We start from the raw sequence: 16,569 nt of genomic DNA, 5'->3' as shown, positions 1-16,569 counted from the left end.
TTCGGAAGAAGGTAACAAAGCGAAACCTTATTCGTTTTGACGTGTACCTCTGGGAGCAATCCAGCATTACTCTGATTCGTAGCTAATCTAACAACACATGTTCGCAAAACTTCGAAAATCCTTCCTTTCCGGACTCATCCTCCTCGCTCCCATCGGAATCACCTACTTCGTCTTCAACTGGCTGGTGATAAAAGTGGGAGGCAGCGTGAAGGAACCTCTGCTGAAATTCCTGTTCATTCCGGAGGATCTGGTTTCGAAAGAGAACCTGTCGATGTTTTGGGACACGGTGGCCACGATCATCGTTCTTCTAGCCATCACCATTCTCGGATTCCTCTCCCGCTACTTCATTGCCAAATACCTCATCAGCCTTGGAGAGAGGTTTCTGAACAATGTTCCCATCATCAACACCGTCTACACTTCGGTAAAACAAATCGTCGACACCTTCAGCACCCAGAACCGAGCGATCTTCCAGAAAGTAGTTCTGGTCGAATTCCCGAAGGAAGGGAGCTACGCCCTTGGCTTTTTGACAGGAGACGGGAAGGGAGAAATCCAATACAAGACCGACGACTTTCTCCAAAACGTCTTCGTGCCCACTACGCCCAATCCGACCAGTGGATTTCTTGTCATGATGAAAAAGGAAAACATCCAAGAGTTGGACATGACCGTGGGACAAGGAATGAAACTGATTATCTCCGGCGGGGCCGTAGCGCCTATCTACCCGCCAGTCGCTGAAAGCCTCGATTTTAAAGAAAAGGAAGGTAAGGAGGAGACGAGCTCCCGAGATGCCAGCTGAGAAGCGCATCGTTCCAGACGCGATTTGCCTTCACCTCGCCCCAACCGGGGAGCGATTCGTACGCGTGCAGCTGTTCGCCAAAGAGCACGGCCTGCTGAGCGTGCTGAAACGAAAATCCAATCAGAAAAACCGTTTTTCAATCGACCTCTTCGATCAAGGAGAGGCGCATCTGGACCTCAAAAACGGAGGCGAATCCCAGAGCGGATTCCTTAACGACTTCTTTCTGCAAAAAAAACGAAGCGGCCTCGGAAAAAGCTACACAGCCCTTCGGGCTGCTTCCTGGCTTTCCGGTCTGATCGCCCGAAATCCACTACACGAGGAGATAAACGAAGACCTCTTCGCCTTGCTCACGCGAGCCTTGGACGCCTTGGACCAAGGGCAGCCCTGCTATGCGGTCATGCTCAAAACCTTGTACATATTCGCTCGAGACGAAGGGTACCCTATCCTAGAGGACTGGTCCAAACGACTTTCGCCAGACCTATACGCCAACGTTTCCAAGATTCTCAACTCTCCGTTGGCTCAGATAAACCTGGACGAAGACCAGCAGCAATCCGCCTACGATTCCCTCGCCCGCTACATAGAAGCGCACACGCACATACACCTGCCCACCTATTGAAAACTAGGCTGCGTTATTCAGGAGGACAAATGCCTATCGAGCTCTTCCTTAAATTCCGCATAGCCGGCCACAATAAGCCGGTTCCAATGTTCAGCCTTGAGCGGAGCCTGACGGTCTCTGGCGATCAACTCGAGCCCTTTGGCTAAATCCAGCAAGTTCACCGCCCCTAAGAGGGCAAGCGCTCCTTTGAGCGAATGAGCCCTCATTCCGACCTCTTTCCGGTTGTTGTCGCGGATAGCCTCAATAAGTCCATCTACCTCGCCATCCACAATCTGAATGGCAGAAGCAACGACTTCTCCACGGTCTGAATCGCTCGTGATCATGCGGTTAACATATTCGTCCAGAACCTTCGGATTCAGAGCGTAATAACCTTCATCGTCCTTTTCTCCAACGTAAGTATCCGCGGATTCAGGGGCATCAGACGGCTCCTCATGAGAAGATTCTTCCTCCAAACGATCAGGAAAGAGGAATCGATCTAGGATGCCGCGAAGCTGATGAAAATCCACCGGCTTGTGGACAACTTCAACCATGCCGACCTCCAAGCACTTTAGGCGATCCCTACGAAAGACCTTGGCTGTTACGCCAACGATAGGCGCTTGTCGACCCGTCTTGATACCTAGGTCGATTATCTTCTCGGTGGCTTCATAACCGCTCATTTCCGGCAGCATCACGTCCATCAAAACAAGATCATAGGCTTTTTTCTCGTAGGCCTCTACCGCCGATCTACCATTGTCCACCCTGTCAAAGGCGACCCCGTAATCCTTGAGAAAGTGACCCAAGATTTCGGCGTTCAACTGATTATCCTCTACCACTAGAGCCGTTTTGCGGGAATCACCCGGACGGTGGCGAGACTCTGTAAATCTCATTTTCCGCTGAGCGGGTTTCGCCTTCTTTTCGTCCGGTTCATCGGAGCCCAAGGGAAGCTTGAACTCGAATGAGCTCCCTCCATCTCCGGTGCTCCTCAAGCGTAGAGTGCCCCCCATTTTGGAAACGAGCTCGCGACTGATAGCGAGCCCAAGTCCGCTTCCTTCTATGGAACCAGAAGAATCTGAAACTTGAAAAAAAGGCCGAAAGATCTCCTCCTGCTTGTCTGGGGTAACCCCCTTCCCCGTATCAATCACTTGAAATGTGACGCTCTCGTCAGTGCCCGAAACCTTAACGCGCACCCACCCCTTTTTGGTGAACTTAACAGCGTTCGAAATCAGGTTACCTAAGACCTGAGTCACACGCATGCTCGGAAGCACTGCAGAATACCCGTCCTTTAAGTCAGACTCGAACTCTAAATCCAGATCCTTCTTCTTCGCCTCCTGCCGAAACTGCTCCACGACTCCGGAGACAAATTGCTTCAAATCTACCTTCTCTGTGCGAAACCGAAGCGACGCAGTGGCAACCCTCGAGTACTCAAGGATGTCGTTGATTAAATTTTTTAGCATCTGGTTGCAGGAGCAGAGCTTTTCCAGCACTTCCCCTTGCTTGGCTGTCAATTCACCATTTCGAAGCAAATCCGTAAAACCAACCACTCCATTCAAAGCAACTCGCAGCTCATGGCTGACCGTGGTCAGAAACTCGAGCGAGTCTTTGTCTGGTTCCTTTTTTGTACTTTCGGCAGTATCGAGGAGTCGAACTTCCACAAAAGCGAACTCGTTCTCCAAACCAAATAGCTCACTTCTAAAAGACGCTTGCAGAATTTCGCCTGACGCGCGTTTGAGATATCCAGTACGCTCCTGAGCAGGCTCGCCTTCGCTTGGTCTGAGACCCGAAATGTCCTCTACGACGATGTCCTGCCAATGCAGTTTGGTTCTCTTTTCCTGAGAGATTCCCAGCACGCTCGCTAGCTCAGACGGAAGCTTTAAAACTCGGTCAAGCGAATCGATGACCAAGGAATAGGCAGGTGAGCCGCCAGAGCTCATATCAAGATTAGAGAGAAACCAACCCCGTACGAACCGCGAAAAGGGTTACCCCCGCGATATCGAAAATCTTTAGCTTCTTGGATATATTGCTCCGGTGCGACTCCACCGTCTTGATGCTCAGCCCGAGCTTGCCCGCGATTTCCTTGTTAGTCATGCCCGACGCAACAAATACCACGATCTGCTTTTCGCGATCGCTCAAGGTTTCTAACAGCTCTTTTTGGTCGAGCGTTTCCGTGGAAGAATCCCCCTGTGCCTGAGCAGATGCCTTCACGAAGATATTCCCATTCGCAACGGCCTCGATAGCTTGCTCGAAGACAGAGAACTCCTCCTTTTTGTTTAAGAAGCCACTCACTCCGATTTGCAGAAGCGAGCCCACACGCTTCGGGTCTTCAACAGAGGAGATGATAAGAATCTTGGTTTCCGGCTGCTCCGAAATAAGCCGTTCAGCGAGCTCTTGACCCGTGATCCCGGGCAGACGCAAATCGAGAATAGCCAGATCCGGACGATGCTCTCGACAGAGCTGATAGGCCTCCTCGCCCGTGGAAACTTCTCCGATGACTTCAAAGCCAAACCGCTGTCTGATAACTCGAACCAGGAAGTCTCGAAACAAGGTTTCGTCTTCGGCAACTACGACACTAAGAGTTTTATCGATCATGGTACTTGGGGCCACTTCGACATCTAACACAGCGGGGGGGGAAGAATCGACTGGGGAATTTAGAGTGGATGAACGCAATTTAGATGGTGATAATGATTAGAGGAATGCTATCGATATTTGAGCTCTTTACCTTGTGCAAGGCAGATATTAATAAGAACTAATACCTACTCTATTCCTCTACGTCTGCAGAGATTAGGAACCTCTACGTATTTCGGACCCTTTAAAACGGACTTGGATCCGCCAAACTTTCTTCAGTCGGCATCGGATCCTTCCCGTCTTCAGGTCGAACTCCTCGGGTATTTCGATCTTATGAAGATCCACCGAGGCATGGTAGCCCCGCTCAGAAAAGATATCAATCAACATGGCCATCGATAGCGGTTGGTCCATGGTTGGATCTTCCGTATTGATGTGGGCTCGTCCCGTGATCGCATGACGACGAACAATGGGCATAATCTTTTGCTGGATGAAATTGATTATGCTCTGGAACTGCTCCGTCTCCTCCATCTCGTACTGATCGAGACGGCGTACCAACTGCTGACGAGCGTGCTCAACGATCTTACTAGCAATCGGCAAGCGGTGCAGCGTGTCGAATGTCCTCGGATCAAGCTCGAGAGAACTCTGGTACTGCAGCTCGTTTATGATGTTCTTCCGAACTTCCGGCAGCGTGCCTTGCGCGTTGATGAAATGGTAGTGGAAGACTTCCCTTAGAGATTGCAGGGCGTCGTAGGTCGCTTCCTTGAAAACCCGATAGCGTCGCTGCGCCGCCTTGGGATCTAGGTCGGTAGCTCGAGTTTCTTGCGGCTCACCGATTCCAGTACGCTCGACCTCCTCATTATGCTCTAAAATCTCCCGCCCGCGCTTGAGCTGACGCCCCACGCTCTCCTTCTCATCGATGAAGAGCATCATGATGTGGATAAGCGGCTGACGAAAACGAGAGCGATACTCCGTGTTGTAGAACTCGGTACGCAGCTGAAGCATCTTGTGATAAAGAAGCTTCATACATTCAACCTGCACAAAGGTACGCGGGAAGCCGTCCAAAATAGCTCCGTCCTGGTAATCCGGCAGGAGAAGCTGCTCCAGCAAAATCCCGACAACCTCCTTGTCGCCAACCATGCCTCCTGCGTCTTTGATCGCTCTCATCTCAGGAGTGTCCAAGAGCGAGCTGACTACGATAGGCTTTGAGGTCAGACCGCGAACTTCCTGAATAAAGGGCGTATTGGTGCCCTTACCTGCGCCTGGGGCGCCACCAAGCAAGATGAGTTCTTGGGGAAAATGGAGCCGGGTGCGGCCGTACTTCTTTTCGAGACGGTTCCAGACTGCATTGAAAATAATCTGAGCGTCTTTTACTTCGAGGTCCTGATGTCGGACAACAGCATCAGACCCACGCTCTAACGGGTCCGTTGATTTGGGCGCTTCTTCGCTCATCGGGATTTGGCTTGGGGATTAAATAAACAACTAAGGGAAAATCAGCGAGAGATGTCTCTTTGACTCAGAACGCGAAGATTGTGCGTATTGAGAATATGGTTGGCCAGTTCCATGTCCTCGATACTCATAGCGAGGGCGGAACGACCGTTGGGGCGGCTGACAAAGGCATAAATGTAGTGCACGTTTATCTCGGTCTGCAACAGCGAGGCTAGAACCTTGTTGATATCGTGCTCGCCGGCAATCTCCACCGCGAGCACTTCTGTCTCGCTAAATGTGATCTCGTGCTCCCAAAGGAGCTCTTTGGCCTTTTTCGGATCGTCGACAACCACTCGCGTTATGGCGCAATCCGTGGTGTCCAAAGTAGTCAGAGCCATGACATGCACGGCCGCGTCGTCAAAAAGACGAAATATATCAGAAAGACGCCCGACCTTATTCTCCATAAAAATGGAGAGTTGTTTTACGGGATCCGGCTTAGTGGTTTCGATAGCAGCTTTATCCATCAGAAGGAACGATCTTGGAACTGGAATGGAATGAGATCAGCCGCCGCCACTTGGAAATCATCACATTTCAGCGAGTAACAGAAACGCCGAGGAAGCGTTTCAACCAATTCCAGTCTGGTACTCCCGGCGGGAATCGAACCCACATCTTCGGCTTCGGAGACCAACGTTCTATCCATTGAACTACGGGAGCGACAAACTGTAACAGGAGCTAATCTAAACCCATGCCCTAAAGTCGAGGGCAAAGGTGAAAAGATTAAAAAGGCGGGCCGATTTCGCAACCGTGCCCGCCAATTCAAAATCGATTCTAACGACTAGATGTGGATAGCTTCGTCGTGAGTCGCCGCAGCTGCTTCAGCCAAAGCTTCACTCAAGGTCGGGTGGGCGTGGATGGTACCGTGGATCTCGTCGATCGTGCCTTCCATCTCCATCGCCAAGCAGTACTCGGTGATGAGCTCAGTCGCGTCGCGTCCGATGATGTGAGCTCCAAGGATCTCACCGGTCTTCGAATCGCTGATCAGCTTCACGAAACCTTCCGAGTGGGCTCCGGCAACCGCCTTGCCTGAAGCAACGAATGGAAACTTGCCCACCTTGAAATCAAGCTTCAGCTCCTTGGCTTTCTTTTCGGTCACACCGGTGCTCGCAATCTGCGGGTTACAGTAAGTGGCGCCTGGGAAGTTCTTAACGCGGCGCGGCTTGGAAGCCCCAAAAATGCCGTTCACCGCTTGCACCGCTTCAAACGTAGCAACGTGGGCCAACCAAGGTGGGCCAATGATATCACCCGCCGCGTAAATGCCAGCCACGTTGGTACGGTAGCTGTCGTCCACCACGAGGTAGTCGCGATCGGTCTTGAGGTTGAGAGACGGCTCTACGGTGTTGTCCAAGAAAGCGACAACGCCGACGGCTTGAATGACCGCGTCGACTTCCATGGTCACATCCTTACCCTTCTTGGTGTAGACGAGCTTAACGCCATCCTTAGTCAATTCCGCATCCTTAACCTGAACTTCTAACTCAGTCTTGATGCCCTGCTTCTTAAATTCGCGGCCCAAAGTCTTGGCGATTTCCTCGTCTTCGACCGGCACAAGCTGAGGCATGACTTCGAGGATGGTCACATCCGTTCCAAATGCATTGAGGAAGTAAGCAAACTCCACTCCGATCGCTCCAGAACCAATGATCGCGACTGACTTAGGCTGCTTCTTCATGACCAAAGCTTCACGCGAGGTCATGATGCGTTCGGGATCGGTTGGAAGAAACGGCAGACGACGAGCGCGGCAACCTGTCGCCAAAAGGATGTTGTCGGTTTTTAGCTTCTTCCCCTTGGAGTCGCCATCAACGACCGAGACAGTCTTGGCGTCGTCGACATGAGCTTTGCCCACGATGTAGTCGACCTTGTTCTTCTTGAACAGAAACTCGATCCCCTTCGCCATCTGGTCCGCCACTCCACGAGAGCGTTGGATGATCTTGGAGAAGTCATAATCCACCGAACCGACGGAAATGCCGAATTCCTCGGACTTCTTGATAGAGTTGATGAGCTCGGCGCTCTTGAGGAGGGCTTTACTTGGGATACATCCCCAGTTCAAACAGGTTCCTCCGGCCCGGTCCATCTCGACACAAGCCACTTTCTTGCCTAATTGGCCAGCGCGTATCGCTGCTGCATAGCCTGCCGGGCCACCTCCTACTACTACCAAATCGTATTTTTCGTCAGCCATAATCTAATCCGGATTATCAAAGCTTAGCGGGATACTCCTAGCCGCCGAAAGTGTCTAGCGCAAACGCGTCAAAAGCAGTTGGTACAGTCAGAGTCACCTAAATGTCTATGACATCGTCTTTGGCTTTCACCTTCCGCCGCGGTTTGCTGCCAGTAGAGGCTTGAACCGCTACAGCCCGCTTGCCGCTGATCCAGCCCGAAAAGATTACATTCAAAAAGGTCACCCACAAAGCTCCCCAGAACGCTGAAGCGAAGTCCGCCACAAAGAACCCATCTACAAGATTTCCGACCAACAAGTACAACAGAGCGTTGATGAAGAGGATACCGATTCCCAAAGTCAGGACCACAAATGGCAACGCCAACAGGACCAGCAAGGGTTTAAGCACCGCGGAAAAGAGTCCCAAAAGTACAACTACGATCAAAAGCGTTAGCTTATCGTCGTAGGCGATTCCTTCCACAAAGTAGCTGCCCAGCCAAATGCCGACTCCGCTAACGATCCAGCGTTTGATGATGGAACTGATTCCTTCCGACCCTTCTTTACTCATAAACTTCTATAACCATTTCTCGACTGTCAGGTTACAAGCGAGAGAAAAAGCGAAGGCTGGCCGACGACAAAATCTTGCTCGCCGCTATTCGGAAGCCAAACCTCCCTCTTGAATTTTAAAACGATGCTTCTCCTCGAAATGCTGCACTTCCAATGCCACTTACCCTTCAACTATGACGGCTGAAGACACGGTCAGTCCCCTAAGGGTGGTCATACTGCAAGACTACTTGAGAAACGGAGGCACGGAACAGCAAACCCTCGCCATCGCCGAAGAGATCGCGAAGCTCGGAGCCGAGACTCACATAATCGTATTCCGACGCGGAGGCGTCTTGGATGAGCGAGCAGCGAGTCTGCCGATCACCCTGCATTTTCTCAATCAAGGCCCCTTGAAAACGGATTGGTACGCTCCCGGTTTGAGAGCAAAACTGAAATCGATCGCCCCACACGCCGTTCTTCCCATGGGCCGAATGGCTAATTGCCTCACCTCCCTTCTGCCTTCGAAGGCTCCCTACTCGCTTTTCTCAACATTTCGAACCGGCAGATCGATTCCTTTCCTTTACCGCAGAGCTCTGAAACGGGCAGACCATATCATAGCGAACTCGCAGGAAGCTCTCAAAAGATTGGCAGACCAATACGGTATAAAACGAGCAAACAACTCGACCGTAATCTACAATGGATGTATCCGAGACTTCGAGACCGTGATCCCGAGCTTCCATCCGGACGGCAAAGGCTCTGGAGCAAAGCGAATTCGCTTCTGCTCCGTTTCGATGTTTCGTCCACAAAAGCAGCAGATTCGTTTGATCCAGATCTGCTCCCGCCTCCCAAAAGAAATTGACTGGGAGCTAGCCCTAGCCGGAGAGGGCCCCACTCGCGTGGCCTGCGAAGAGGAGGCTCGCCGCCTCGGGGTATCAGATCGCGTGCGTTTTCTCGGACTACTCAAAGATCCTAGGAGCCTTTATTTCGACTCGGACATAGCGGTACACACTTCCGATCTCGAAAGCCTGCCCAACTTTTTAGTCGAGGCCCAAATGGCCGGGCTTCCGGTGGTCGCCTATGACGTGAACGGAGTTGGGGAAACCTTCTTGGATCAGAAATCAGGATTCCTGATACCCCATGGCAACGAATTCGAATTCCAAAAGGCTTTGGAAAAACTGGCTCAAAACTTGGACCTACGACTTCAGATGTCCGAGCAGGCTCGCTACTATGCCCAGGACAACTTTTCTCTGAAATCTCAATCCGACGCTTACTTTCGACTCTTTCAAACGTCGATCGACAAAGACTAAGGCTACCGGCTGAAGCCAAAGCCAGTACACACATCCAACGCGACCTCCATGCCTACTCAAGCCTCTGCGCCCGAGGCGATACGTCTCCGCGGCGTTCGCCAAAACAACCTTAAGAATATCGATATCGACATCCCTCTCGGCAAATTCGTGGCCGTGACCGGGCTTAGCGGAGCTGGCAAATCGTCCCTCGTCTTCGACACCCTACACGCAGAGGGCCAGCGTCGCTACGTCGAAACGTTTTCAGCGTACACCCGGCAGTTTCTGGATCTGTTGGAAAAACCGGACCTCGATTCGGCAGAAAACGTACGCCCATCCATCGCGATAGAGCAGAAAAACACCATCAAGACCTCTCGCTCTACGGTAGGGACCATGACTGAACTGACGGATTTTTTCAAAGTCTGGTTCTCCCACGAAGCTGCGCTATTCGACCCTGTCACCGGCGAATCGATACACGACGATAACCCGCTGACGATTTGGGCTAAGTCCCTGAAAAGCTACGAAGGCAAGCAAACGATCTTAGCATTTGAGGTGCGAAAGCCAGAGAAATTGAAATGGGAAGAGGTCGTTTCCAACGTCAAAGCCCAAGGCTACTCTCGATTCTTTGGATCGATCGAACGAACAACCCCTCCAACCCTCTTTCGACTCGACGAAGACCTATCCGATTTTTACAGCGGAGCGGCTGATTCGATCTTAGTCGTTCAAGATCGCATCGCCATCAACGAGAAGAACAAGTCACGTTTCTTGGAGGCGGCAGAGACAGCCCTCGAATTCGGACAAGGGCGGCTAGTCCTCTTGGACAAAGCGGGAACAACATTGGCGAGATACTCTCGCGGTTTGTCTTCCGCAAAAACAGGACAGACCTTTCGCCCGGCAAGCCCCGCCCTATTCTCATTCAACTCACCCATCGGAGCCTGCCCCAAATGCAGAGGGTTCGGTCGGGTAATCGAGATCGACTACCGTCTTGCGATTCCCGATACAAACAAGTCGATAAACGATGGCCTGATCAAACCATTCGAGGGACAAGTTTACGGAGAATCCAAGAACGATTTAATCCGAGCCTGCAAACGTCTAAAGATATCAACTACAAAGCCTTTCAACAAACTTACCCAAAGGCAGCAGGACATCGTCATCCTCGGAGAACCGGCTTACCAAAAGCTACCAGAGGGAAGCGAATCAAATGGCCTGTGGTACGGTGTAAAAGGTTTCTTCGACTGGCTCGAACGAAACACTTACAAGATGCACGTCCGCATCTTCCTATCGCGCTATCGAGCCTATGTCACCTGCCCAGACTGCGAAGGGACTCGACTTCAGCCAGAATCGCTCTGCTGGAAATGGAAAAACTATCGACTGCCAGACCTTTACCAACTGCCAGTCGAAGAATTGCTAAATCTCCTTGAGGAGGCTCGAGTCGGGAAAAACGAAAGATCCCCAAGCCACCAGGCAAGCATTGCCCAAGACGCGATTCTTTCGCGACTACGCTATTTGAACCATGTCGGACTTGGCTACCTAACATTGGATCGTCCCGCTCGCACCCTTTCAGGCGGTGAAGTTGAGCGCGTGAATCTAACCTCCTGCTTAGGTGCCTCGCTGGTCGATACACTTTTTGTTTTGGATGAACCATCAGTCGGTCTGCACGCTCGCGACATCGATAGGCTAATCGAAATCGTTCGCACCTTAACCGACGCGGGCAATACCGTCGTACTCGTAGAGCATGACGACGCGATGATTCGCGCTGCCGATCACGTAATAGAGATCGGACCCGAGCCGGGAGCAAATGGCGGGCAACTGGTTTTCCAAGGGAGCCAAATGGAGCTATTAGCAGACTCGAAGTCGATCACAGGAAGATACCTTTCCGGGCAACTAAGCATCTCCACCCCCACCGAAACCAGAGCCATCACCAAAAATGGAGAGGCGATCCACGTCCACGGCGCGACCAAGCACAATCTGCGTGAAGTCAGCTTGGACATTCCACTACAAAAATTCGTCTGCCTTTCTGGGGTTTCAGGATCTGGAAAATCAACCCTTCTGAATTCGGTCATTTATCAAAACCTAATCGCCCAGCGAGGATTGATTACAGAGGACGCCGCCCCAGTCGAATCACTGAAATCGGACTGCGATTTCGAGGAAGTGGTCCTGGTGGACCAGTCGCCCGTATCACGAACTCCGAGATCGAACCCCGTGGTTTTTGTCGAAGCTTGGGACGAAATCCGCAAACACTACGGAAAGTTGCCCCAATCCCAAGAAAACGGATACACGGCCTCGAGTTTCTCATTTAATGCTGGCGACGGCCGTTGTGAACACTGCAAGGGACTGGGATACGAGAAGATTGAAATGCAGTTTCTGTCCGACGTTTATGTGCCCTGCCCTCATTGCGACGGCAAACGGTTCAAGCCTGAGCTGCTCGAAATCAAATACTTGGAGCATAGTATTTCCGACCTACTGGATCTGACCGTCGATCAACTTGCGGAAATGTTCGCCAGCTTCCCGAAAATCCACGATCGACTCGCCTCTCTCCAAGAAGTCGGACTCGGTTACCTGAAGTCAGGGCAACCTTTGAATACGCTCTCCGGAGGCGAATCACAGCGGCTGAAACTTGTTAAATACCTTAGCTCGACCCAATCCTCTAAAGCAAACACACCCGGAGCTTCCCTTGTGCTCCTCGACGAACCTACGACTGGATTGCACAAGCATGACGTTCGCCGCCTCCTAAAGGTACTGCAGTCCATCGTGGAGTCGGGCCACAGCTTAATCGTGATTGAGCACAACATCGACGTACTCAAGTCTGCCGACTGGATAGTCGAAATGGGGCCAGAGGCAGGATCCAAAGGAGGACAGGTCGTATTTCAAGGAACTCCGGAGAATTGTGCCCAGCTATCCGATACAGAGACATCGCGCTACCTCCGACCTGAATTCTCCGATTCAAACGCTTTTGTGGCCGCGGAAGAGAAGTCAACCTATCGATCAAATCCAGAGTTGAATTCGCTGCCTCAGGCTGGAACAGAACAATCCCTCGTGGTAACAGGTGCGAGAGAGCACAACCTGAAAGATATCACCGTTTCGATTCCTCGCTATCAATTCACAGTCATTACGGGTTCGTCGGGATCGGGTAAATCGACCTTGGCATTCGATATCGTTTTCGGAGAAGGCCAACGGCGTTTCATGGAATCTATGTCACCCTACGCGAGGCAATTCGTGGAACAATTGCCCCGCCCGGATTTGGACAATCTTTCGGGAATCCAACCTACCGTCGCCATCGAGCAGCGGGTAACTCGCGGATCTCGAAAATCAACCGTCGCAACGATCACAGAAGTTGCTCAATACCTTCGCCTCCTATACTCGAGATTAGGAGTTCCCCACAATCCGGATACAGGCAAAGCACTCGTTTCGCAGACCGAATCAGAAATTCAGAAACGTCTGAGTAAGCTCCTTCAAAGTCCCGCTGCTCAGAAGTCGAAACACGTTTACTTGCTCGCTCCCCTTGTAAGAAACCGCAAAGGGCACCACCAGCCCATTGCAAGCTGGATTGAAGATCATGGCTACGAAATGATGCGAGTCGATGGGAAGCTTATCTTTACCGACGATTTCGTAAAACTCGATCGCTATAAGGAGCACAATATCGAAGTCGTGATCGCGGACTTGAAACTCCTCACAGGATCCAAAACGCAACTACATAAAAAGCTCAAGGAAGCCCTCCAGCGGGGCAAAGGGACTTGTCTGATAATCTCGAGCTCTTCCCCCACCCCTCAATTTCTCTCCACAACCCGTATGGACCCTGAAACAGGAGAGGCCTTACCCGAGTTAGACCCAAAGGACTTTTCCTTCAATTCACACAAGGGTTGGTGTCCTGCCTGTCGAGGACATGGGCGTATCTATCCGTGGATGCGGGAACGGTTGGAGGAAGATGAAGAATTGGCCAAAGCCATTGGAGCAGACGATTCTAGCGAGGATGAAAGCCAGGCGATCATCTGTCCCGAGTGCCAAGGTGAGCGACTTAATCGCATCAGCCGGAATGTCCTTCTACCTCTCAAAAAAGAGGAAAGCATCTCGCTGCCAAAACTGCTGTCACGAGATCCAAATCATTTGCTTAAAACCTTAGGCGACCTAGACTTAGACAAAAGGGGTAAACTAATCGCGAGGGATATCATCTCCCAGATCCATGAGCGTCTCCAGTTTTTGGATAAGGTCGGCTTGGACTACCTTTCGCTCGACCGACCGACCCAAACGCTGTCTGGAGGAGAGGCTCAGCGCATCCGGCTCGCTGCCCAGCTTGGTTCCAACCTCGCGGGCGTGCTGTACGTCTTGGACGAGCCAAGCATTGGCTTACACGCCAGCGACGGGGACCGACTGATCGAAACCCTAAAGACCCTGAAGTCGAAAGGGAATACACTCCTTGTTGTCGAGCACGACGACGGCATGATGGAGCAAGCTGACCACATCATCGATCTTGGCCCGGGAGCCGGAGTGCACGGTGGAGAACTCATTGCCCAAGGCACAGTCTCTCAACTCAAAGAAAATGAAAACTCCCTCACTGGACGTTATCTAAAATCCGGGATCCCGCATCCGCTCGCCGGTTCTTACCGCAAGGTTAAACGGCCTAGCTCTCGATCGACGGAAGGCTTCGTCAGTTTGACTAAAGCGACGTTCCGCAACCTTTCCCAACAATCTGTCTACATCCCAAAAGAGCGACTTACCGTAGTTTGTGGAGCTTCTGGTGCCGGTAAATCATCGCTTATCAGGGATCTTCTTGCTCCTGCAGCTACATACTCGATCAAATCGAAGAAGAAGGCTATCACTGGCAAAGATTTCTCCCAGAATGGTCCGAGCGTTGAAGGGGAAGAGGGAAAAGTCCTTTTTGAAAAGTTGAGCGGTGCCCACGAATTTCGTTCCGTAATAGAGGTTGACCAAGACCCAATTGGTAAAACGCCTCGTTCCACGCCGGCTACCTATTTGGGCGTATTCGATATTATACGACAGTTTTTCGCGAGCCTGCCTGAATCAAAAATGCGGGGCTACAAACCTGGACGATTCTCCTTCAATACTGCCCATGGCCGTTGCGAGACTTGCTCGGGAGCAGGTCGAGTAAAACTGGAAATGAGCTTTATGCCGGATACTTACGTGACCTGCGAGGACTGTGGAGGATCTCGATACGGACCAGAGCTTTTGGACCTGCACTGGAAGGGTAAGAACATAGCCGATGTGCTCTCAATGTCATTCGAAGAGGCAGCCGAGTTCTTTAGCTTTCATAGCCAACTCGGCGAGGTCATGCAGCTGATGGTTGAGACTGGGCTAGGCTATCTCACGCTGGGACAAAGCAGCCCCACCCTTTCTGGTGGCGAAGCTCAACGCCTAAAGCTCGTTACCGAACTCTCCAAAGGGCTACAAAGCTACACAGAAAGAAGCAGAGGCATCACGAGGACGAATCTCTACATACTCGAGGAGCCAACCATCGGTTTACATCTGAACGACTGCGAAAAGCTAATTCTCCTGCTTCACAAACTTGTCGACCAGGGACACACCGTAGTCGTGATCGAGCACCATTTGGACCTGATCGCGGAGGCTGACTACATCGTTGAGATGGGACCCGGAGGCGGGCCGAAGGGCGGCAAGATTCTCTTCCAGGGACCTTTGTCTGGAATGCAGAAATCGAAATGGAGTATAACTGCCCCCTATTTGGTTTCTCACATCTCCTAGAATCGCTTCCTTCTGGGTTTGCTGCGGACAGCCAAAACGACACCCGCTAAAAAGCCAAAGAGGTGGCCCTCCCATGAAACTCGGGCTTGGGTAGGAAGGATGCCCCAGATCATTCCACCAAACAAAATCATCACTGCCGTCGAGATCAGGACCGAAGATATCTTCCCGTCGTAAATTCCACTGGTGAGAATATAACCAAAATACCCAAAAACCAGGCCGCTCGCTCCCACGTGCAATTCGGGCCGACCGAACAACCAAACCCCGAGTCCACCGTAAAGAGTGATCAAAAAGCTCACTAGCAGGAAACGCTTGCTTGAGCTCCTGAGCGAAATGATCGCGCCAAAAACGAGGAGCGTGATCGTGTTGTTACCAATATGACTCAAATTGGCATGCAGGAACGGCCAAAGCAACACTCCCCAAAGTCGGCTCGGATCCCGCGGAAGGATTCCATAACCTAGGAGGTTAATCGGAGTCAGTTGATCGAGGGCAAACGCGGCCCAAATGAAACCGACTAAGTACAATAGGCCCCGCAGCTTGGAGTTGAAGTTACTCACAGTTGTTTCCTAGCCGGCAATTGATCATAGTTGGCCGGACACTAGAAAGAGCCCTCAAGTCGTCAACAAAAGGAGTCCGATCTGTCCCGATTAGCACTCGAGACAGGACCCGCTAAACGGCTTCCGCATCAAAGCCTTTCTCAGGCTTCACTGGATGGTTGGTGAAAACCTCCAAGTTCGTATTGGAAAGCCAAGCCATCATCTCGTCGCGCTTATCTTCCAACTCGTAGTGAAAAGGACAAGGGTCGCCATTTCCGCACCAGCCTGGCCCGAAGGGGCACATCAGGGCTTCTTCGATTTTCTCAAAGAGCTTTACGATTTCTAGCAAAGTTATGTCCTTCGGAGCGCGCGAAAGGTAGAAGCCTCCCCCAGGTCCTGGAGTTCCGTTGACCAAGCCCGCGGTGGACATCTGCGACATTAGTTTTCCAACGAGCGGTCTAGACAAATTACGGGCCGTCGCGATCGTCTGAGAGTTCGCTTTGAAGCCCTCCGTTTCATAATTCGCGGCCAGATAGCTGAGGCTGGCGATCGCGTAATTTGCCATTTTTCCGTAACCGAACATAAGTGAATCTAATCCGTAATTTTATGGGAGTTAACCCGCCTTCAATAAAGACTTTTCTACCATTTTATCAGCGATGAATGCCTGAAGGTAAAGATTTACGATTTGTTTCGACCCCAAAAACAAAAAGACCTGCAGTCAAAAACCGGAGCTTTTGCCTGCAGGCGCGATTGAACAACGCTTTTACACCAAGATTCTTTTTCAACTCAGATGATGAGATTGAGGGCATTTGTCCCGCTTTATTGGGACATCTGACACCGCTTAAATTTCTGTCAGCTAAGGAAGCCCTCAAAAAAGGGCTTCCCCGCTTGTGCCTAATCCAACTTGGCTCGTA

At 51.5% G+C, this 16,569-nt stretch carries 12 protein-coding genes and 1 tRNA gene; 4 read left to right on the top strand and 9 right to left on the bottom strand.

Going from position 1 to position 16,569, the window contains the following annotated elements; translation table 11 throughout:
* The first annotated feature begins 97 nt into the window (after positions 1–97).
* Both H5P27_RS00955 and H5P27_RS00950 read left to right on the top strand, forming a co-directional pair.
* Complete coding sequence (locus H5P27_RS00955; RefSeq protein ID WP_185658508.1) at positions 98–793, top strand: DUF502 domain-containing protein; 696 nt, start codon at positions 98–100, stop codon at positions 791–793.
* Positions 783–1,409, top strand: a complete 627-nt coding sequence (locus tag H5P27_RS00950; protein ID WP_185658507.1) for a hypothetical protein — start codon at positions 783–785, stop codon at positions 1,407–1,409. Before H5P27_RS00955 ends, H5P27_RS00950 begins: the two co-directional genes overlap by 11 nt.
* A 17-nt stretch (positions 1,410–1,426) precedes the next feature.
* Here H5P27_RS00950 and H5P27_RS00945 read toward each other — a convergent pair whose 3' ends face one another.
* The 7 genes from H5P27_RS00945 to H5P27_RS00915 form a co-directional block, all read right to left on the bottom strand.
* Positions 1,427–3,319, bottom strand: coding sequence for an ATP-binding response regulator (locus tag H5P27_RS00945; RefSeq protein ID WP_185658506.1), 1,893 nt, complete (start codon positions 3,317–3,319; stop codon positions 1,427–1,429).
* A 7-nt stretch (positions 3,320–3,326) separates the two neighbouring features.
* On the bottom strand, positions 3,327–4,004 hold the full coding sequence (locus H5P27_RS00940; RefSeq protein WP_221774558.1) for a response regulator transcription factor: 678 nt from the start codon (positions 4,002–4,004) through the stop codon (positions 3,327–3,329).
* Positions 4,005–4,166: 162 nt separating this feature from the next.
* On the bottom strand, positions 4,167–5,399 hold the full coding sequence (locus H5P27_RS00935) for a nucleoside monophosphate kinase (protein ID WP_185658504.1): 1,233 nt from the start codon (positions 5,397–5,399) through the stop codon (positions 4,167–4,169).
* Positions 5,400–5,440: 41 nt separating this feature from the next.
* Entirely contained in the window at positions 5,441–5,899 is a 459-nt protein-coding gene (locus tag H5P27_RS00930; protein ID WP_185658503.1) for an acetolactate synthase, read from the bottom strand.
* Between the two features lie 115 nt (positions 5,900–6,014).
* Positions 6,015–6,089: transfer RNA gene (locus tag H5P27_RS00925), tRNA-Arg, on the bottom strand.
* A 121-nt stretch (positions 6,090–6,210) separates the two neighbouring features.
* Positions 6,211–7,605, bottom strand: coding sequence for a dihydrolipoyl dehydrogenase (gene lpdA / locus H5P27_RS00920; protein ID WP_185658502.1), 1,395 nt, complete (start codon positions 7,603–7,605; stop codon positions 6,211–6,213).
* Between the two features lie 97 nt (positions 7,606–7,702).
* Positions 7,703–8,149: a phage holin family protein gene (locus H5P27_RS00915; RefSeq protein WP_185658501.1), complete on the bottom strand. Its 447-nt coding sequence runs from the start codon at positions 8,147–8,149 to the stop codon at positions 7,703–7,705.
* A gap of 172 nt (positions 8,150–8,321) precedes the next feature.
* On the opposite strand from H5P27_RS00915, the gene H5P27_RS00910 reads away from it, so the two are divergent.
* On the top strand, positions 8,322–9,431 hold the full coding sequence (locus H5P27_RS00910) for a glycosyltransferase (RefSeq protein ID WP_185658500.1): 1,110 nt from the start codon (positions 8,322–8,324) through the stop codon (positions 9,429–9,431).
* Positions 9,432–9,479: 48 nt separating this feature from the next.
* On the top strand, positions 9,480–15,122 hold the full coding sequence (gene uvrA / locus H5P27_RS00905) for an excinuclease ABC subunit UvrA (protein ID WP_185658499.1): 5,643 nt from the start codon (positions 9,480–9,482) through the stop codon (positions 15,120–15,122).
* On the opposite strand, the gene H5P27_RS00900 is transcribed toward uvrA, so the two are convergent.
* Complete coding sequence (locus tag H5P27_RS00900) at positions 15,119–15,676, bottom strand: rhomboid family intramembrane serine protease (RefSeq protein ID WP_185658498.1); 558 nt, start codon at positions 15,674–15,676, stop codon at positions 15,119–15,121. The two genes, uvrA and H5P27_RS00900, sit on opposite strands and share 4 nt — an antisense overlap.
* Positions 15,677–15,788: 112 nt before the next feature.
* Positions 15,789–16,220 (bottom strand): RrF2 family transcriptional regulator, encoded by a 432-nt coding sequence (locus H5P27_RS00895; RefSeq protein ID WP_246462394.1) that lies wholly within the window; start codon positions 16,218–16,220, stop codon positions 15,789–15,791.
* Between the last annotated feature and the right edge of the window lie 349 nt (positions 16,221–16,569).

This window comes from Pelagicoccus albus, from assembly GCF_014230145.1.
Lineage (GTDB): Bacteria > Verrucomicrobiota > Verrucomicrobiia > Opitutales > Opitutaceae > Pelagicoccus > Pelagicoccus albus.
The sequence above is the reverse complement of the archived record's forward strand: the minus strand, read 5'-3'. Positions and strand labels throughout refer to the sequence as shown.